At 42.4% G+C, this 19,209-nt stretch carries 11 protein-coding genes and 5 pseudogenes; 11 read left to right on the top strand and 5 right to left on the bottom strand.

What is annotated here, in order from left to right:
- Positions 1–7 precede the first annotated feature (7 nt).
- Positions 8–859 carry a phosphate/phosphite/phosphonate ABC transporter substrate-binding protein gene (locus ANSO36C_RS23380; protein WP_251956450.1) on the bottom strand — a complete coding sequence of 284 codons (852 nt, stop codon included), beginning with the start codon at positions 857–859 and terminating at the stop codon, positions 8–10.
- 182 nt (positions 860–1,041) lie between these two features.
- Here ANSO36C_RS23380 and ANSO36C_RS23375 point away from each other — a divergent pair.
- Positions 1,042–1,955: pseudogene (locus ANSO36C_RS23375) on the top strand (c-type heme family protein).
- Positions 1,956–1,997: 42 nt separating this feature from the next.
- On the opposite strand, the gene ANSO36C_RS23370 reads toward ANSO36C_RS23375, so the two are convergent.
- Positions 1,998–3,377, bottom strand: a complete 1,380-nt coding sequence (locus ANSO36C_RS23370; protein ID WP_251956449.1) for a serine/threonine-protein kinase — start codon at positions 3,375–3,377, stop codon at positions 1,998–2,000.
- Positions 3,378–3,490: 113 nt separating this feature from the next.
- Here ANSO36C_RS23370 and ANSO36C_RS23365 point away from each other — a divergent pair.
- Together ANSO36C_RS23365 and ANSO36C_RS23360 are read left to right on the top strand one after the other, a co-directional pair.
- Positions 3,491–5,360: pseudogene (locus ANSO36C_RS23365) on the top strand (glycosyltransferase family 39 protein).
- 217 nt (positions 5,361–5,577) lie between these two features.
- Positions 5,578–8,110, top strand: a pseudogene (locus ANSO36C_RS23360) (sugar phosphate nucleotidyltransferase).
- Between the two features lie 492 nt (positions 8,111–8,602).
- On the opposite strand, the gene ANSO36C_RS23355 reads toward ANSO36C_RS23360, so the two are convergent.
- The gene (locus ANSO36C_RS23355; RefSeq protein WP_251956448.1) at positions 8,603–8,911 is read right to left on the bottom strand and encodes a hypothetical protein; all 309 of its coding nucleotides are present in this window, start codon (positions 8,909–8,911) and stop codon (positions 8,603–8,605) included.
- Between the two features lie 460 nt (positions 8,912–9,371).
- Between ANSO36C_RS23355 and ANSO36C_RS23345 the strand changes: the two genes are divergently transcribed.
- From ANSO36C_RS23345 to cydB, 4 genes and pseudogenes are all read left to right on the top strand, one after another.
- Positions 9,372–10,124, top strand: coding sequence for an alpha/beta fold hydrolase (locus ANSO36C_RS23345; RefSeq protein WP_251956447.1), 753 nt, complete (start codon positions 9,372–9,374; stop codon positions 10,122–10,124).
- Between the two features lie 84 nt (positions 10,125–10,208).
- On the top strand, positions 10,209–10,481 hold the full coding sequence (locus ANSO36C_RS23340; protein ID WP_251956446.1) for a hypothetical protein: 273 nt from the start codon (positions 10,209–10,211) through the stop codon (positions 10,479–10,481).
- A gap of 387 nt (positions 10,482–10,868) precedes the next feature.
- Positions 10,869–12,311: a cytochrome ubiquinol oxidase subunit I gene (locus ANSO36C_RS23335; protein ID WP_251956445.1), complete on the top strand. Its 1,443-nt coding sequence runs from the start codon at positions 10,869–10,871 to the stop codon at positions 12,309–12,311.
- 93 nt (positions 12,312–12,404) lie between these two features.
- A pseudogene (cydB, locus tag ANSO36C_RS23330) lies at positions 12,405–13,419 on the top strand (cytochrome d ubiquinol oxidase subunit II).
- A 319-nt stretch (positions 13,420–13,738) separates the two neighbouring features.
- Here the strand turns inward: cydB and ANSO36C_RS23325 are convergent.
- Positions 13,739–15,061 (bottom strand): ABC transporter ATP-binding protein, encoded by a 1,323-nt coding sequence (locus ANSO36C_RS23325; RefSeq protein WP_323374487.1) that lies wholly within the window; start codon positions 15,059–15,061, stop codon positions 13,739–13,741.
- A gap of 140 nt (positions 15,062–15,201) precedes the next feature.
- Between ANSO36C_RS23325 and ANSO36C_RS23320 the strand changes: the two are divergent.
- Together ANSO36C_RS23320 and ANSO36C_RS23315 are read left to right on the top strand one after the other, a co-directional pair.
- A pseudogene (locus ANSO36C_RS23320) lies at positions 15,202–16,459 on the top strand (FAD-dependent oxidoreductase).
- A 272-nt stretch (positions 16,460–16,731) separates the two neighbouring features.
- On the top strand, positions 16,732–17,283 hold the full coding sequence (locus ANSO36C_RS23315; RefSeq protein WP_251956443.1) for a single-stranded DNA-binding protein: 552 nt from the start codon (positions 16,732–16,734) through the stop codon (positions 17,281–17,283).
- 29 nt (positions 17,284–17,312) lie between these two features.
- Here the strand turns inward: ANSO36C_RS23315 and ANSO36C_RS23310 are convergent, their stop codons facing one another.
- A complete protein-coding gene (locus ANSO36C_RS23310; protein WP_251956442.1) occupies positions 17,313–17,672 on the bottom strand; it encodes a hypothetical protein in 360 nt (119 codons plus the stop codon).
- A 344-nt stretch (positions 17,673–18,016) separates the two neighbouring features.
- On the opposite strand from ANSO36C_RS23310, the gene ureE reads away from it, so the two are divergent.
- Positions 18,017–18,463, top strand: coding sequence for an urease accessory protein UreE (gene ureE / locus ANSO36C_RS23305; protein ID WP_251956441.1), 447 nt, complete (start codon positions 18,017–18,019; stop codon positions 18,461–18,463).
- The gene (locus ANSO36C_RS23300) at positions 18,438–19,130 is read left to right on the top strand and encodes an urease accessory protein UreF (protein ID WP_251956440.1); all 693 of its coding nucleotides are present in this window, start codon (positions 18,438–18,440) and stop codon (positions 19,128–19,130) included. Before ureE ends, ANSO36C_RS23300 begins: the two co-directional genes overlap by 26 nt.
- Positions 19,131–19,209: the final 79 nt, after the last annotated feature.

Below are 19,209 nucleotides of genomic sequence, written 5' to 3'. Positions count from 1 at the left end.
AATTCACTCAAAATAAACGTATAGGCTTTGTTTGTAGCTTAGAACTAATTGAGCTTACCCGATCAACGACAGAAATCATGTATTTGTAATTTGGTACTTGTCCATTGGGTACATACCCCACCTCTTCGGCTAAACCTGAAGGCACATCACTCATTACTTTGCGAATAAACTCTTGACGGTTAAGTTCTATATTCGGCCCAATCAAAACCATACCTAACGGTACATAGTGAGGGTCTTTAAATAGGATGCGGAATTCGGTTTGTCCCAACTGTGAACCGTAGAGACTCAATTCTGCCTCCGAAACAGCACAAGCAGCAGCTTTCCCTTGAGCGACTAATTCTAGTGCGGCTTTAGGTGTGGGTGCAAATAGTATGTCAGCTAGTGTTATACCATAGAGATTGTAAAGAGGAAGATAATATCCTGTTGCTGAACCTAACTGTCCTAAAGCGATTATTTGCCCTTGTAGCTGTTTCAATTCGGTGATCGGATTATCTTTACGAACAACGAAAATGGAGCGCAAATTACTAATACCTATTAAAGGAAATAGGGGAACATATTGGTGACGTGCGATCGCAATAGCCGCTAAACCTGGTGGAGCAAATACCAAAGACCAAGCACGAGCCTCAAGGCGTTCAACCGCTCTATTTTCATTAAAAACAGGCTCTAGCTGAATATATGCATTAGTTTTTTCACCCAAGTAACTATTGAATTTAGCATATTGGTTAATTATCTGTTCGCCTCCACCGTAGTTGATAACGCCGATAGTTATCGTACCTTCAAACGGTTTTGGTTGACAGGCAACAAATGTGAAGCCTAGCAGATGAAACAGAAATAACCGACGGGAAAATCGCAAATACATCGCTAATTATGGTTAAGGAAGTAACTTGACTTTCAGGACTGATTCAGATTAAGTTTGACTGCTGCTTAAATAGGTTATATTGCAGTCAAAATTTAATATTTATTTAAATTTTGTTAAGATGCTTTTTAACAGGTATAAATAAATATTAGACAAGCTCAGATACCATCTTGGTTGGTTAAGTTATGTTGAACAATATTACGTTAAAAAACTTAAAAATAGGCGCTAAATTTAACTTACTTTTAATATTAGTCTTCATCGTCAGTATTTTGGGAAGTGGCGTTGCCTTATCCAGTGTACTTCAAGGGAGAGCGCAAAATGAAGTAACTTCTCAAGCGCAGATTCTCATCCAAATGGTGAACGCAGTTAGAGATTATACGCAAAATCGGATAAATCCCTTATTAGAACCTCGACTAGAAACTAACCCAACATTCATGCCTGAAGTAGTACCAACTTTTTCTTCTAAAGAAGTTTTTGAGAATTTTCGGAAAAAGTCTGAATATAAAAACTTTTTTCATAAAGATGCAACACTTAATCCAACTAATTTAGCGGATAAAGCTGATAAATTTGAAACTCAACTTGTAGAGCGTTTTCGTAGCGAACCCAATACTTTAGAAATTACAGGGTTTCGTAACTTGTCAGAACAAGAAGTCTTTTACATTGCGCGACCACTAAAGATTACACAAGCAAAATGCTTGCGATGCCATTCTACACCAGATCAGGCTCCTAAAACTCAGTTGGCAACTTATGGCTCAGAAAATGGTTTTGGCTGGCAACTTAATCAGATTGTTTCTGCTCAAATAATCTCTGTTCCTTCTCAAGAGATTTTTGCCAATGCCAAACGGACTTGGGTATTGATAATGGGACTTTTAATTGCAATCTTTGCGATTGTAGTTTTCTTAATTAACTTTTTAATCAAAAAGTATGTAATTTTACGTATCAGAAAAATAGAGAAAATTGCCCAAAAAGTTAGTGTTGGTGATATGAGCGCAGATTTGAAGAAAGCTCTAATGATGAAATTGGCGGATTAGCAGAAGCATTTAATCGGATGAAAGCTAGCTTAAAAATAGCTATGGAAATGCTGAATAATCAAAGCTAACAATTCGGAATTCACAGACAGAAAAACGCAATATTTAAAAAACTAAGAAAGTAGATGCTGCTGAAATTGTAAAGCTTTTTGAGGGTCGGGTATATGTGATGCTAAAATTTCTACAAGTTCTGCACGAGAAATTTGTCTAGAAGATTTAAGAGCTTTTGGAACTAAAAACTTAGCTATTGGGCCAATTAAATCAGCTAATTCCCGTTCGCATTGATGTATAAAGTTATCGCTGATTACTTGATGTTCTTGACTAGGTAAATTATTTGACTTAATTTCCGATTTAACAGTAAGTTCCTGTATGAAAGTAGGCTTCTCTAAGAGGAATATTGTTTTCTTCTGAAAATCAATTTGTTGATTGACTCGAAGATGAACGGCTAATTGATTAATTAGTTCTTCAAAATTAGACGATGATGCCGCAACTTGCCGTAGTAATCTTGAGGCAACGGGGCCGACAAATTCCAAAAGAATTGTTTCCAAGCGAGTGTAATTTTCCGCAGACAGGATAGAAGTATGCGGATACTCAATTGAGTTTTGTTGAGAAAACGAAGCTTGAGACGGTTGTGTAAAAGATGGTGGTTGAAGTGATTGTGCTTCTATTTTAGTATCAAGATCCTTAAGCGCCCGTAAAACTTCAGCCGCAGACTGATAGCGCTGTTTGAAGTGGTGTAGAACCATCTTAGATAGCACAGATGCCAACTCAGGACTGACATTAGCTTGATGCTGCCAATAAATTTCTCCTGTATCTGGCTCTTCTTCAAAGTTTATCGGATGTAACCCCGTCAGCGATTGAATACCAATAATACCCAAAGAATAAATATCGCTATTGGGGCGGGGCTTGCCTTGCCCCTGTTCTGTAGACATATATCCTGGGGTGCCGATGATAATAGTAGCCCCCGTATATCCTGGCATTGTCAGTAGTTGAGTTTGGACTTGTTTAACTGCCCCAAAGTCAATCAGCACTAGTTTACCGTCTTGTTGCCGCCTGATTATATTGTCTGGCTTAATATCTCGATGGATAACATTGTGGCTGTGAATAAATTGCAGAATACTCAACACCTGTTGGAGCAGTTGAATTACTTTTGCTTCTGTCCAAGGTTGATTGGGGAACAGTTCTGCTTTCAGAGTAGGCCCTTCAATGAACTCTTGCACCAAGAAAAACTCTTGGTTATCTTCAAAATAGGCTAAAAGCCGAGGGATTTGATCGTGGTTGCCCAGTTGTTCTAGTGTTTCTGCCTCACTGGTAAATAGCCGTCTGGCAGTTTCGATAAATTCAGGGCTGCGAGTCACGGGCTTAAGATGCTTGACAACGCATTTAGGCAAACCTGGTCGGTGGGTGTCTTGGGCAATGTAGGTTTGACTGAATCCTCCTCCACCTAACACTTGAAGGACTTGGTAACGTCCGTCTAATAATTGTCCTAACATTGTGTCACAAGCCTTAAGTCCTCAAATTAATCTTGGCACAACTACCAGCTAAAGGCGAGGTGATTCTTGATGCTTCGGTCAAATCTACAAATCCATTCGTGTGAGTCCCAGCAATGAGAGTTTTTTTCCAAGGTGCATTTTATTTTTACAGAAAAATTATCTCGTTGCTCCCTGCATCTGCTGCCCATTTCGTGCCCATAGTAGATGCAAGTTCTACCTCAAAACGCCAGCAGTGGCATAATTGGCAGGTTCGCCTCCCTCCTTCCTGGCTTCACCCCTTACTGAACTTGATATGGTTGATTGTTGGCATTAGTTTACGCCTAGCCAACTTGACTGCGAAGCCTCCTTGGACTGATGAGTTTTCCACCTTGGTGTTTAGCTTGGGGAATACTTTTTTATCAGTTCCCCTAGATCAAGCGATCGCACCTGATATCTTATTGCAACCACTGCAACCAAACCCAGCCGCTACTGTTGGTGATGTGGTTCATAACTTAGCTACGCAAGATAATCATCCACCACTGTATTTTGTGCTGGCTTATTTGTGGATGAAATTATTTCCTAGCGAAGGAGGATTAGTATCGCTGTTTGCGGCGCGATCGCTACCAGCTATAATCGGTGCTGCTTCCATTCCGTGTGCTTACGTATTAGGTAAGGTAGCGTTTCGCTCAAAATTAGTGGGACACTTGACTGCTGCTATGATGGCAGTATCACCTTATGGCGTATTTTTAGCACAAGAAGCGCGTCATTACACTTTGGCAGCCTTATGGGTAACTGCTTCCCTCACCTGTTTAGTAATTGCTACACGGCATATTCAAAACCGCACACCTTTACCTATATGGATAGCACTTTCATGGGTAGGAATTAATGCTTTAGGATTTGCTACTCATTACTTCTTCAGCCTCACCCTCTGCACAGAAGCTGTAGTTTTAATTTTTCTTGCTTGGCATCAATTGCAAACTAGCAACAAATTTTCTCTCCTCTTTTCTCCTCCCTGGCGGCGCATCTATGCTGTTGCTGTAGGTACTTGTGTGGCGGGTTTAATTTGGATACCAACCTTGTTAGAGAATGAAAATCGTGGTGCTTTGACCGAATGGATTCGAGGTTCGCGCGTTGGACTAGATTGGTTAAGCCCAATTTTTCAAGCTTTAGGAACATTGATTGCTATGATTTCTCTGTTACCAGTTGAGTCTTCACAGTTATTGGTTGTGATCCCTTCTGGAGTGGTGATGCTGACTTTCTTTATTTGGGCAGTACCAATTTTGTTGCGTGGAATCAAGATTCAACTACAGCACCCAGAAAACCGGATTATGATTCAGGTGCTTGCTGGAGTAGTTATCAGTGCGATCGCTTTATTCTTTATTTTTACGTACTTTTTGGGTATTGACCTAACGAGGGGTGCTAGATATAACTTTGTTTACTTTCCTGCGATCGTTGTTTTACTGGGGGCAAGTCTCGCGGTTTGTTGGCAGCCTCCCAAGGAATTGACGGAAAGAGAACAAGGGAAAAATGAGATAAAAAGCATAGGTAAATGGGGAATAAACGGAAAAAAAAGCCGTGATGTTAATTTGGTTAATGGGATTTCTCAGTGCAGTTACAGTAATCTGCAATCTCGGCTATCAAAAATATTATCGCCCTGACCTGTTTGTACAACTAATTCAACAAACATCCTCAACACCAGTACTGATTGCTACCACCCACAAAACTTATATACACACTGGGGAAATGATGGGAGTAGCTAGGGAGATTAAACTTGCCAATTTACTCCAAAACCCTCTGTTTCTCCTTGCCCACCAAGGCCAAGACCCGAATACTTCTACTATTGCTCTAGCAAATACTTTAAAGAAATTACCACGACCTTTTGATTTGTGGCTGGTAAACTTTCACGCCCCTGTAGCAGAAGCCGTAAAAACATGCGTTACATCTGATACTAAATCAATGCCTAGCGTAGACGGCTACGAATATAAACTTTATCATTGCCAATAAGCTGGGAACTGGGGGAAAGAGGGCAGGGGAAGTAGAGGGAGAACTTACAACAAATCTTTCCCCGCCTCCCCAAGTCCTCTTTCCTATACCCAATACATATTGCATCTTGTGGAAGTTCCTCAAATATGAATATCCATAGGACACTAAAGAAGGAAGAACAAAATATATCTCATCGATCTTAAAGCAGCGAAAGCTGTTAAATAGCTAAGGAGGATTTATGCGTGCAGTACTAATGGCGGGGGGTTCAGGAACGCGGCTTCGCCCGTTAACTTGCGATCTGCCTAAACCGATGGTGCCGATCCTTAATCGACCAATTGCCGAACATATTATTAATCTCCTTAAACGACATCAAATTACAGAAGTGATTGCGACATTGCATTATTTACCTGATGTCTTGCGAGATTATTTTCAAGATGGCAGCGATTTTGGTGTCCAGATGACTTATGCCGTCGAAGAAGATCAGCCTTTGGGTACAGCAGGCTGTGTGAAAAATATTGCTGAACTTCTTGATGAAAACTTTTTTAGTCATTAGCGGTGATAGCATAACAGATTTTGACCTGACGGCAGCGATCGCATTTCACAAACAAAATAAGTCGAAAGCTACTTTGATTTTGACCAGGGTTCCTAACCCCATTGAGTTTGGAGTGGTGATTACCGATCAGGAAGGACGAATTAGCCGATTTTTAGAAAAGCCCTCTAGTAGTGAAATTTTTTCCGATACCGTCAACACTGGCACTTACATTCTTGAACCAGAAGTTTTGGAATATCTGCCAGCAAACATTGAATGTGACTTTTCTAAAGATTTATTCCCCTTGCTACTAGCAAAAGATGAGCCAATGTATGGTTACATTGCTCAAGGTTACTGGTGTGATGTTGGTCACTTAGATGCTTATCGTCAAGCTCAGTATGACGCTTTAGATGGGAAAGTGCAATTAGATTATGCCTACAAACAAGTTTCCCATGAGTTATGGGTGGGTCAAAATACTTACATCGACCAGACGGCTGTGATTGAAACGCCAGTAGTGATTGGTGACAATTGTCGGATCGGTGCAAGAGTCCAGATTGAGGCAGGAACCGTAATTGGCGATAATGTCACTATTGGCGCTGATGCAAATCTCAAACGTCCTATAGTCTGGAATGGGGCATTTATTGGCGAGGAAGTAGCTCTTTCTGCCTGCGTTATTTCCCGTGGCACTCGTGTAGACCGCCGCGCTCAAGTATTAGAAGCTGCTGTTGTCGGTTCGCTTTCTACGGTGGGAGAAGAAGCCCAAATTAGCCCCGGTGTGCGTGTTTGGCCCAGTAAAAAGATTGAGTCAGGTGCAGTTTTAAACATTAACTTAATTTGGGGGAACACCGCCCAACGAAATTTATTTGGGCAACGTGGTGTGCAAGGATTAGCTAATATCGACATCACCCCAGAATTTGCCGTGAAATTGGGATCTGCTTACGGTTCTACCTTGAAACCAGGATCTAAGGTAACAGTTTCCCGTGACCAGCGTAATGTCTCTCGAATGGTGACGCGATCGCTCATTGCTGGTTTAATGTCAGTAGGTATTGATATTCAAAACCTTGATGCTACAGCTATTCCCATTGCCCGCACCGTTATACCCACAATGTCGGTAGCTGGTGGTATTCATGTGCGGGTACACCCCGACCGCCCTGATTACATTTTGGTTGAATTCATGGATGCCAAAGGCATTAATATCACCAAAGCCCTGGAAAAGAAAATTGAAGGGGCTTACTTTAAGGAGGATATGCGGCGGGCGCTAATTCATGAAATTGGCGATGTGTCTTATCCTAGCCAAGTCATGGATCGCTACTGCACTGCTTTTGAGAAATTATTGCATGTTCATACACTCCGCAACAGTCGCGCAAAAGTAGTAATTGACTATGTTTATGCCGTATCGGGGGCAGTTCTACCCCAAATGTTGGATAAATTTGGTGCTGATGCAGTCGTATTGAATGCTAGTGTCAATAAATCGGCAATGTCAATCACCGATCGCGAAGGACTGCTGACTCAGTTAGGTCATGTAGTGGAGGCATTAAAAGCTAACTTTGGTGTGCAAGTATCCGCTAATGGAGAACAACTAATTTTAGTTGATGAATCCGGCTACCCAATTCGCGGAGAAACTTTAACTGCACTGATGGTAGACATGATTCTAACGGCTAACCCCAGAGGAACTGTAGTTGTACCAGTTCATGCTTCCAGTGCTATTGAACAAGTCGCCCGTCGTCATGATGGCAGAGTGATTCGCACCAAAGCTAACCCGACAGCTTTAATGGAAGCTTGTCAGAAAAACTCTAATGTGGTGTTGGGAGGTAGTGGAGAGACTGGTTTTATTTTCCCGCAACTGCATCCGGGATTTGATGCTATGTTCTGCATTGCGAAGATAATTGAGATGTTGACTATACAGGAGCGATCGCTCGCTGCTGGCGCGATCGGAATTGCCCCGTGTAATTCACAAAACTTATACAATACGCTGCCCGTGGACTGCCAAAGGTGCTTTGATGCGTTACCTTGGTGGAAACTCACCCACGCCCAAAACCTAGAACTCATTGATGGAGTGAAAATTTGTCAACCCTACGATGACAGTTGGCTGTTAGTTTTACCAGATGCTAGCGAACCACTGGTGCATTTGTATGCAAATAGCAACGATCGCGAATGGGTAGATGAGACTGTGAGAAACTACCGCACCCGTGTTCAGACTTTTGTGGAAAGACAACAAGAATATCAACCAGCCGAAGTGTAATTCGTAATTCGTAATTCGTAATTTAATTTTTTAATTACGAACTACGAATTATCTTGACCATCAGCCCAATTATCAGAAGGAAAGTACCCGGATTTCTCACCACACCTCTTAAAGCCTGTGCAAGTGCCGGGGAGAAGTAATAAGTAATAAGTAATAAGTAATAAGTAATAAGTAATAAGTAATAAGTTTTTACTCATTACTCATTACTTCTCTTCTGCTCCATCAAACGCCTTGAGCTTGTGAGAAATGCGTGAGTAGGCTTTCACTTTTATGTCTGTAGTTTACTCAAAATATTAAAAATAGGTAATTTAGATTTATAAATTATTCAATTTAAAATACTACCAAAGAAAAAATCTTCATAAATTATTCGTGAAAAGTTAGATTCCCGACTTCTTAAATAAGTTGGGGATCTGGACACTGCAAATTTTCACAAATTAAATATAATTCCTATGGCTAACCCTCCCAAGCTGCTTTGAGAAGGGTTAAAAATTATTATTGAACATTCTGACATTCAGGTAAATTCTTACCAGCGTAGTTGCAATCAAAATAAATTAAAGCTTCCCCAGTAGAGGTGAATGCTCTACTTGTGTAGTATGCTTCACTATTTGGACTTGCTTCAGATGACCAGATTTTCAAATAGTAATAACTATTATCATCAGTAGACCATAATTCGTAACGGGAATTACCTCCTGAACCCTGACTAGTTAAATAGTCAGCTAGTGCTTTATTTGATGCAGACAACAAGCTCAACACAGTCAAAACAGGAATTACAGCTACTTTTAGCGTTTGGATGAATTTCATAAATGTACAAAAATTTACTTTCTCTAGCTTCTTCTGCCCATGTATGTTTTGAAACCAGTAATAATTCTGAATATTGTGTGAGCATATCGTAAGCTACTTACAAAAAGTAGGGATGGAATGAAGCGCCACCTGCCTTCTCGGTTTGTTTCCTAAAATCCTTTACAAAATTTAACTTAAACTAAATGATAAAAGCTTTCAATAATTCTGGTAGGATATCTTCAGACTTATTGAGATAGATATTCATTAAGCAAAAATATATTTCAACAAGGCAAATAGGTATTTTGGCGATACCTTCGGTGAGCTTCGCTAACGCAAATCCATATATCAGGTAAAAATATGTCGAAAAAAACTAGTCTGTTCTACGGTACTCAAACTGGTAACACTGAATCTGATGCTGAAAAAATTCGGCATGAGTAGGGTAGCACATCTGAAATTGATAATTTAGAAGTTATAGGTATTTATGTCTGATTCATTTGATGTTCTGTGGTTAAATGCCAGTCCTGTTTTGAAGCGTTTCGATAAACCATTACTTGAATATTTATCTGGGTATATGAGAATCGCCCAGTGGGAATACCAGCAAACCAAAGATGAAGCCAGTTCCATAGATCAAGCTGTAGAGTTGCTATATAAGTTTTTAGAATGGCACGATCGCCCCATGCATTTAGCCGGTCATGGGATGGGTGGTGCGATCGCTTTAAGCTTTGCGCGGCGATTTCCGCAAAAAGTGCGATCGCTCACTCTGCTGGCTGTAGCTGCTCAACCTGCAAACAATTGGCAAGCTCACTATTACTTTCAACGACAACTTTTTAGCATTAGCCGTGAGCTAGTTTTAGCAAGCAGCGTTCGCAGTCTATTTGGAAATCAACCACCTCATACTACTAAAAAGTTAGTAGCTGCCTTAGATAAAGATTTAGAACAATCTCCCACATCACACTCTTTATTTAAGTTGGTTTATTTACCCAAGGGTGGAGTTTCTATGCCAATGATGATCTGTGGTAGCAAGACTGATCCGGTAGTCAACTCAACTGTATTGCATGACTGGTTAAATTGGTTGAAGCCAGAAGATAAACTCTGGGAATGCCCAGAAGGATACCATTTTTTTCATTACTTCTATCCTCAACAGGTTGGCGAACAAATTTTGAGTTTTTGGAAACGCCACAATCTACATTTAGTAGAAGCATCTGCACTATCTTTTAGCAGTTCTACAAATTAGTAACTTTGAGAGTGCGATCGCTAATCATTTTCCACTAATTATTGATGGTTTATTCTTTCCAGCTAGATGTAATCATTCAGTTAGGTGTTCTCGAAAATAAAGGCGATACCTCGAAGTCGTTTTGAGGTACTCCAAAGTCGTGTTGAGGTACTCCAAAGTCGTGTTGAGGTACTTCAAAGTCGTGTTGAGGTACTTCAAAGTCGTGTTGAGGTACTTCAAAGTCGTGTTGAGGTACTCCAAAGTCGTGTTGAGGTACTTCAAAGTCGTTTTGAGGTACTCCAAAGTCGCTTTGAGGTACTTCAAAGTCGTTTTGAGGTACTTCAAAGTCGTATTATAGCGGTTCCCATTCAGATGTAGTACAACATTACATCACGAGGTGTAGGGGCACGGCACTGCCCATTGGTGTCAACTTAAGCTAAAAGCTTTGTCAAATATCGTTTCCAGCCTCTGGGCTGGAAATGCAACTCAAAAAGCGGCTCTGCCGCCAGCAAAGGAGGCGGAGCTTCTAAGATGGCATTCCCAGTCTCCGACTGGGAACGAGGCAATGAGACAATATGTAAAAGCTGTTTCTAGACAGGCTTTCAGGTCAAAAAATCTCACAAAATGGTCGTGTAGGCAGACTCAGTTACAACGGACAAAATTTTTGTACTCCTCTTTTGTTTCTCAGTGGTATCTTTAATGCATTCGGCTATAACCCAAAGATGCTGTGCAAGTAAAGATTTAAACGAATTCAGAGGTTAGTTCATGGATTTTCTCTCGGACACCGTTGCCCTCTCACGGATGCAGTTTGCACTGACGGCGATCTTTCACATGCTATGGCCTGTTCTCACCACTGGGATGGGGATTTATCTGGTCATCGTCGAAGGAATATGGCTCAAAACACGCAATCCCGATTACTACTACCATGCTCGTTTCTGGGCAAAGTTATATGTGTTGAACTTCGGCATTGGTGTAGCATCCGGTTTGCCGATGGAGTTTCAATTTGGCACGAACTGGGCACCGTTTTCCGAAGCGGTAGGCGACTTTTTTGGCAGCATTTTAGGCTTTGAGGCTTCGATGGCATTCATGCTCGAAGCTGGATTTCTGGGGATTATGCTGTTTGGCTGGGAACGAGTAAACCCAGTGATTCACTATTTTGCCACGATTATGGTTGCCTTTGGTGCAAACCTATCTACCTTCTGGATTTTAGCTGCAAACTCTTGGTTGCAGACCCCGGCAGGCGGAGAAATGGTGAACGGGAAGTTTGTTGTCGATGATTACTTTCAGGCAATTTTAAATCCTTTCATGCTCAACAGCGTGTCACACATGTTTTTAGCGACGCTGGAAACCTCTCTGTTTGTGATTGGGGGAATTAGCGCTTGGTATATTCTCAACAATCGTCATCAGGCTTTCTTTGCGCGATCGCTTAAAATTGTCTTAGCAACTGCGATCGCTGTCACCCCATTACAAATCTACGTCGGACACCTCAGCGCCGAGCAAGTAGCTGATTATCAACCTACCAAACTCGCGGCAATGGAAGCGAAGTGGGAAACTAGTCCAGCAGGACAACCTGCGCCTTGGAGTGTGGTGGCATTACCCAATAATAAGACTGAGCAAAATGATTGGGAAATCTCAATTCCCAACGGCTTAGGCTACATTTTGGAATTCAAACAGAACCTCTCTAAACCCGTTCTCGGACTGAAACATTGGAAACCTGAAGATCGCCCCCGGATGGTAGGTTTGATTTATTATGCCTTCCGTATTATGAGCGGTATTGGCTTCTTCTTGGCTGGATTGATGGGTATCAGTGTGATTCAATGGTTGCGGGGCAAACTTTCACCAGAAGCGATCGCCGGGCAGAAATGGCTACTGCGAATCTGGATTCTGGCGGCTCCATTGGGCTACATTGCTGTCGAATCGGGCTGGATTGTGCGTTGTGTTGGGCGGCAACCCTGGATCGTTTATGGGCAAATTCGCACGGCAGACGGAGCCTCTCACCTACCTGCTAGTGAGGTTTTAACATCCCTGGTGATTTTTGCTGGAATTTATACAACCCTGTTTATTTGTGCCTTATTCTTTGGTAGTCGGATAATTCGTCAAGGCCCCAATCTGGAGCTTCCGGTTCCAGGTATTGACACCCAACCTGGTGTAGAAACTACTCCGGCTAAATTTGTCCCAGATCAACGTCCTGTAGAAGCAGAGCAATGAAATCAATTCGCAATTCGCAATTCGCAATTCGTAATTCGTAATTCGCAATTCGCAATGAAGAGTGCTGAGTATGGTAAATCAATAGGTAACTGTATGGAGAATCTGGAACACTTTTTAGCGCAAGTTTGGTTTGTCATTTTGGCTCTGTTTTTATTTCTCTACGTCATGTTAGATGGGTTTGATCTAGGCGTAGGCATCCTATCACTAACAAGTTCTAATGACGATCGACGCGACATCTTAATGACGAGTTTGGGTAATGTTTGGGATGCCAATGAAACCTGGTTGGTGTTGATGGGGGGTGCGTTTGTTTGGGGCATTTCCTCTTGCTTATGGCACTATTTTAAATGCGCTCTACATTCCCATTTTTGGGATGATCTTTGGCTTGATTTTTCGGGCTGTGGCCTTTGAGTTTCGAGAGCATTCTACAAACAAAGTGTTTTGGAATGTGGCGTTTGGAGTCGGTAGTTTCATGGCGGCGCTATTTCAAGGATTCGCCTTGGGCACGATTTTGGAAGGCATCAAGGTGGATGAAGCGGGTCACTTTATCGGCGGTATGTGGGATTGGTTCGATTGGCGATCGCTCTTGGTTGCCTTGACATTGATCCAGGGTTATGTATTGATTGGCTCCACCTATCTCATCTTAAAAACTGAGGGAGAACTGCAAACGTCCCATTACCGCACAGCCAAACTCGCTGCCTGGACAACGCTCTTAGGTGCAATTTTTATCACGATTGCTACCCCTGTTGTATATGAAAATGCCAGAGCAAAGTTATTTCATCAGCCAGAAGTTTATCTATTTGCACTCATTCCAGTGCTAGGTGTGCTGCTGATTTGGTTATTGATTCAAAGCCTAAACCGCAAAGCAGAAACTACTCCCCTCGTTTGGACAGTGCTGCTTTTTCTACTTACCTTTGTAGGGTTAGGATTAGTTGTTTTTCCCTATATTATTCCCCCAAGTATCACAATTTATCAGGCAGCCGCAGCACCTAGCGCGTTAGTGTTCATGATTATTTTCATTGGATTTCTTATTCCCATTATGTTGTTCTATAACATCTACAATTACATTGTGTTTCGAGGGAAAGTAGCAGGCACACATTATGGGGAATAGGTCATACAATTTTGGATTTTAGATTTTAGATTTTAGATTATTGTAGAGACGGCGATTCATCGCGTCTCTTGCCTTAGAGGTTGTTTGAAAAGTGTTTCGCTGTGACTTTAGGCATTTTGAGATCCCCCCTTTCCCCCCTTTTTAAGGGGGGAACCAGAATCAAAGTCCCCCTTTTTAAGGGGGATTTAGGGGGATGAAAATATGTGCAACTTCACATTAAATTGGTATGATTTAAAAGCGTTTAGTGCAGCCTCACAAAAAAATAGTGTCTATCCAAAATTCAAAATTTGGTAAATTTGTGTTTTTTTATTGATTAATTCTAGGCAAATATTGCTAACTCAGTTTCCGGATCAAAAAAGTGAATTTTCTCTGGAGTTAGCGATAACCATAGTTGCTCTCCAGGTTGTACAAATCTGTCTGGCGGTATTCGCACTTGTAGGGAATTGGCTGTATTAGCAGGTTGAGAACCAGGTTCGGCAATCCTAACAGATAAGAAAGAATCGTTACCTAAATTCTCTACCAAATCTACTTGCACGGGTAAATTTTTGGTTGCAGGCATACTCAAGTTAAAGTGTTCTGGACGAATGCCTAAAATTAAAGTTTTCCCATCATATTTTTGTAAAGCTTTTCCCCAAACTTCTGGCAGGGTGAAACGCAACTGGGAATGAGTAATCAACTGCGGGGCATGAAATTCTACAGGAATAAAATTCATCGGTGGTGAACCAATGAATTCTGCTACAAAAAGGTTAGCAGGACGGTTGTAAAGTTCTAGGGGAGAAGCGACTTGCTGAATTTTACCCTCAGACATAATTGCAATGCGATCACCCATCGTCATCGCTTCTGTTTGATCATGGGTAACGTAAATTGTCGTTGTCCCCAGTTGGCGCTGCAATTTGACAATTTGAGCGCGGGTTTCCGCCCGTAGTTTGGCATCTAAGTTAGAAAGCGGCTCATCCATTAAGAATACTTGGGGGTCACGTGCGATCGCTCGTCCCAATGCAACCCGTTGTCTTTGTCCCCCAGATAGCTGTTTGGGTAAACGATTCAACAATGTTTCGATTTGCAACAGTTGAGCAACACTACGCACCTGCTCATTTACCGCTCGTTCTTTGTCAGAAATATAACGGAGTCCTTTAGGTAACTTTTTTGTCGCACCCACAAAAAGATTTTCTGCCCACGCCCAAAGATATTGAGACGAGGAAGTATTTTCTCCTCTGCTCCCCTGCTCCTCTGCTCCTCTGCTTTCCCTACGCCGTAACCCAAAAGCAATGTTGTCATACACCGTCATGTGAGGATAAAGGGCGTAATTTTGGAACACCATTGCGATGTCGCGTTCCTTGGGTGGCAGGTCATTGATTAAGCGATCGCCTATCCAGATATTACCGCCAGTCATCACTTCTAACCCAGCGATTAATCGCAGCAAGGTGCTTTTACCACAACCAGAAGGGCCTACCAGCACCATAAACTCGCCATCTGCGATCGTCAGGTTAATCCGCCGCAAAACGTTGACACTTCCTGCACGTTCTTGCGCTGCATCGATTTTCTCCCCAGATGTAAGGGAAGATTGGCTTTGTGAGGTAACACCTTCCCCTTTACGCGGGGAAAAACTTTTATAAACGTTTTCTAAAACAACTTGGGACACAATGACTAATGACCAATGACCAATGACAGTTTAGCGCCAATCATAATATACGTTCTATGTAAATACGAAAAGTTAAAAAAACAGCTTGCACCATCAAAAGCAAACTACGCTAGATTTTAGGGCTGTCAGGAGGTGTTGTTATGACTACCGATCTACCTCAAAATCTTTCCCCAGATCCAAGTATTAACCCTGTCCATGACATTGTAGACGTACAGGCCACAGATTGTTGCATTGTGGGTGGGGGGCCAGCAGGAGCAGTATTAGCGCTGTTGTTAGCGCGTCAAGGCATTTCTGTGATGCTGCTAGAAGCACACAAAGACTTCAATCGTGACTTTCGCGGCGATACGATTCATCCATCGGTGATGGAAATTATGGAAGAATTGGGACTTAGCGATCGCTTGCTAGAACTCCCCCATGCCAAAATGCGCCAAATTAGGTTTAAAACTCCTGAAGATACTGTCACTTTGGCAGATTTTAGTCACCTAAAAACTCGCTACCCTTACATTACAATGCTTCCCCAGGTGAAATTTCTAGAGTTCATCACCCAAGAAGCACAAAAATATCCAAGTTTCCATCTGGTAATGGGTGCAAATGTGCAAGAATTAATCGCCGAAAATGGCGAAATTCAAGGTGTCCGCTATCGGGGAGGCGGTGGCTGGCATGAAATCCGAGCAATCCTAACAGTTGGTGCAGATGGTCGGCACTCACGTTTACGCCACCTGGGTGAGTTTGAATCCATCGAAACCTCGCCACCAATGGATGTCCTCTGGTTCCGCCTACCCCGTCAGCCAGAAGACCCTGAAGGGGGAATGGGGCGCTTTGGTAAAGGTAAAATTATTGCTATGCTTGACCGTGGCGATGAGTGGCAAGTTGCCTATGTCATCCCCAAGGGAGACTATCAACAACTGCGGGCTGCGGGTTTAGAGCAATTAAAAAAATCTGTTGTGGAAGTAGTGCCAGAATTTGAGCAACGCATCCAGAATTTACATGATTGGTCACAAATAGCTTTTCTTTCAGTCGAATCCAGCCGTGTCAAGCGCTGGTATCGTTCAGGACTGTTACTTATTGGTGATGCTGCCCATATAATGTCCCCCATTGGTGGAGTTGGCATTAACTACGCCATTCAAGATGCTGTCGTCGCAGCGAATGTACTCAGCAAACCGCTCAAAAACGGACAAGTACAACTTAGCGACTTAGCAAAAGTACAACGTCAACGCGAGTTACCCACACGCATCATTCAGGCGTTTCAAACTTTTATCCAAAAACGGGTATTTGCCCCAGTTCTCACCTCAAATCGCACCTTTGTACCACCTGGGTTTTTGCGCTTACCCATCTTGCGCGACCTTCCAGCCAGGTTGATTGGTTTGGGGTGTTTTTCCAGTTCGCGTCAAGACTTAATTTTTGGCAAAAATTTTTTCTATTTAACTAATGGATGGTACAATTATACTACTCAAATGCAGAATCCAATGCTCATTTAGTCAAGCGAGGGTGACAGGCGGCATATTCAATGCTGTTCAAAGCGCTCGCTTGGCTTTTATGCTAGAAATAACTAAAAACTCAGGCATTATTAAAAAATGCAAACAATTAAACATATCTAGATATTAATTGGCACTACATAGAAAAACCCTCTCTTTTTCAATCAGTACTTTTTGCAGTCAGGAGTAATTTTAATGAACAGCTGCGTTTTGATGGCGGAAATTATTAACGAGCCGCAACTCCGCTATACAGCCGATAATTTGGGAGTTACGGAAATGCTGGTGCAGTTTCCCAATTCCCTAAAACCAGAAGACCCGCCAGCCACCTTGAAAGTTGTCGGCTGGGGGAATTTAGCGACAGAAATTCAGCAAAACTACCACCAAGGCGATCGCGTCATCCTGGTAGGACGTTTAGGCATGAATACTGTTCCGATGGAAGGTTTTAAAGAAAAACGCGCTGAATTGACGGTGCAACAAATTCAACCTGTTGGAGGCAGTTTTAATAGCGATCCGTTGCCCTCAGCAACCGTAACTCCATCATTCACTGAAACTACTCCACGACAACCATCAGCATCTCGTCCTGCACAAAAAGACGTTCCCAGTTACGAGTCACCACGTCCAGCGCCTACCCCAGCGACAAATCCTGTTGCTGTTACTCCCCAAGCAACAAGTTACGAACCCATACCCCAACCCACTTATCCAGCAGTGAAACAGGAAGAACCAGATCCAGATGATATCCCGTTCTAAAGTTGGTAGTTGAGTGTGTATTAAATTTGCTAACTAATTCTCTGAAAGAAAATTATTTTTACAAATTTGTACAAGAGACACCCACCTACTGCCGAAGCTATGACCGCTCCTACTGGTGTAACAGCTACTGCTACGTTTGCGATAGTGAATAAAATAGGTACACTACCTGTTGCAGCAGCTAGACCACCTAGTAAAGTTGGTGCTGCTACAGCTACTCCTGTGGCAGCCTGGATACCTGGTAACACTGTAGCAGCAACAAATCCTTGCACTGCCACTGAAGATGCTGCACTACCGATTGCTCCAGTAGTAGCACTTAGAGCTGCTCCGCTTAATAGACTACCAGCTGTTTTAATACTAGATTCAACAATTACGTCTTTGTTACTTACCACTTGTTTTCCTTTTATCTTCTGTATCCCGTCTGGATAAAGCTACAAAAGCAAAAATGGCTATTCCGCAACAATGCCATTAAAAAGTGAATTTTCTTTTCATCAAGAGTTCTTTGCATCGCAGACCGTAATTTTTATTAGACCTATTGCATAATTATTTTGTATCGTTCCCAGTCTCCGGCTGGGAATGCCGTCCGTCCTAGACGCTCCGCCTCTCTTGCTGATGGCAGAGCCACCAGGAGCAGCATTTCCAGCCCAGAGGCTGGAAACGAGATTTGAAATATACTAAGTAGGGGCGCAAGGACTTGTACCCCTACGATGGGATATTTTTTAACTGCAAGTTCTTTATGCTGACATTTACCCAACTTAAACCACCTAACCCCGATGCTACAGTCGCTTTTACTCTGGCGTTGACAGCAGAAGAACGCACCCGCAGTCGTCATCGTTTTGAAACGGAAGCTGGTAAAGTTGTGTTTTTACATTTACCCAGAGGAAGTGTTTTACACGATGGCGATATTCTTCAAGAAGAAACCCATAGCAGTTTAATCAGAATTACCGCCAAACCAGAAGTAGTGCTGACTGCCTTTGCCCAAACACCGCTTTTGTTATTACGGGCGGCATACCATTTGGGAAATCGCCATGTCCCTGTAGAAATTACTCCGACTTATTTACGCTTGTCCTCAGATTCTGTTTTACGCACAATGTTGGAACAACTGGGGTTAGAAGTTAAAGAGGAAATTTCACCGTTTCAGCCAGAATTGGGAGCTTATGGACAACACCATCATGCTCACTGATAGCCATTTTTTAAGTATTTTGCAGTTGGCTAGCCCTGCTTTGCCTGTAGGAGCATATAGCTATTCTGAAGGCTTAGAAATGCTAGTGGAAAATGGTACGATCGCTAGCCAGTCACATCTCAAACATTGGCTAGAAGCGGAGTTGCTCTATGGGGCAATTCGGTTGGAGGCGGCGGTGATGGTACGATCGCAACAAGCGGCAAAAATAAGTGATGTTGAGTCCATATCCCGTTGGAATCTGTGGTTATCCGCAGCCAGAGAAACAGAAGAGTTACGCGCCTCTAGTTGGCAGATGGGGCGATCGCTCATCCAATTACTTGGTAAACTAGAGCCGCAGATTATACCTATTGCTAATGCTGTAGGCAATCCTTGCAATTATGCGATCGCTTTTGGCATTGCCGTTGCCCATTGGCAAATCAGTATCCAAGCCGGATTACTCGGATATCTGCATAGTTGGGCAAGTAACTTAATTACTGCTGGCGTGAAACTTATCCCCCTTGGACAAACAGCAGGACAGCAGTTATTGCTAGATTTGCAGCCATTACTCATTGCTGCGGCGTTAGAAATTTTAGCGTTGGAAGACGATCAACTCGCCTGTTGTAGTTGGGGTTTATCACTAGCAAGTATGCAGCATGAAACGCAATATACAAGATTGTTTAGAAGTTAGTCATTGGTCATTTGTCATTGGTCAAAAACTAAGAACTAATAACCTGTACCAAGGAAAAGTGACAACTAACAAAGGACAA

Source organism: Nostoc cf. commune SO-36 (assembly GCF_023734775.1).
GTDB classification, from domain to species: Bacteria; Cyanobacteriota; Cyanobacteriia; order Cyanobacteriales; family Nostocaceae; genus Nostoc; species Nostoc commune_A.
Note: the sequence above shows the minus strand (reverse complement) of the source record. Positions and strands in the feature narration are given on the sequence as shown.

What these genes read in the sequence shown, in the direction of transcription:
- ANSO36C_RS23355 (WP_251956448.1), bottom strand. Translation starts at nt 8,911, where the DNA reads ATGAAATTCATCCAAACGCTAAAAGTAGCTGTAATTCCTGTTTTGACT.
- ANSO36C_RS23370 (WP_251956449.1), bottom strand. Translation starts at nt 3,377, where the DNA reads ATGTTAGGACAATTATTAGACGGACGTTACCAAGTCCTTCAAGTGTTA.
- ANSO36C_RS23335 (WP_251956445.1), top strand. Translation starts at nt 10,869, where the DNA reads ATGGATTTTCTCTCGGACACCGTTGCCCTCTCACGGATGCAGTTTGCA.
- ureE (WP_251956441.1), top strand. Translation starts at nt 18,017, where the DNA reads ATGCTGACATTTACCCAACTTAAACCACCTAACCCCGATGCTACAGTC.
- ANSO36C_RS23315 (WP_251956443.1), top strand. Translation starts at nt 16,732, where the DNA reads ATGAACAGCTGCGTTTTGATGGCGGAAATTATTAACGAGCCGCAACTC.
- ANSO36C_RS23380 (WP_251956450.1), bottom strand. Translation starts at nt 859, where the DNA reads ATGTATTTGCGATTTTCCCGTCGGTTATTTCTGTTTCATCTGCTAGGC.
- ANSO36C_RS23345 (WP_251956447.1), top strand. Translation starts at nt 9,372, where the DNA reads ATGTCTGATTCATTTGATGTTCTGTGGTTAAATGCCAGTCCTGTTTTG.
- ANSO36C_RS23300 (WP_251956440.1), top strand. Translation starts at nt 18,438, where the DNA reads ATGGACAACACCATCATGCTCACTGATAGCCATTTTTTAAGTATTTTG.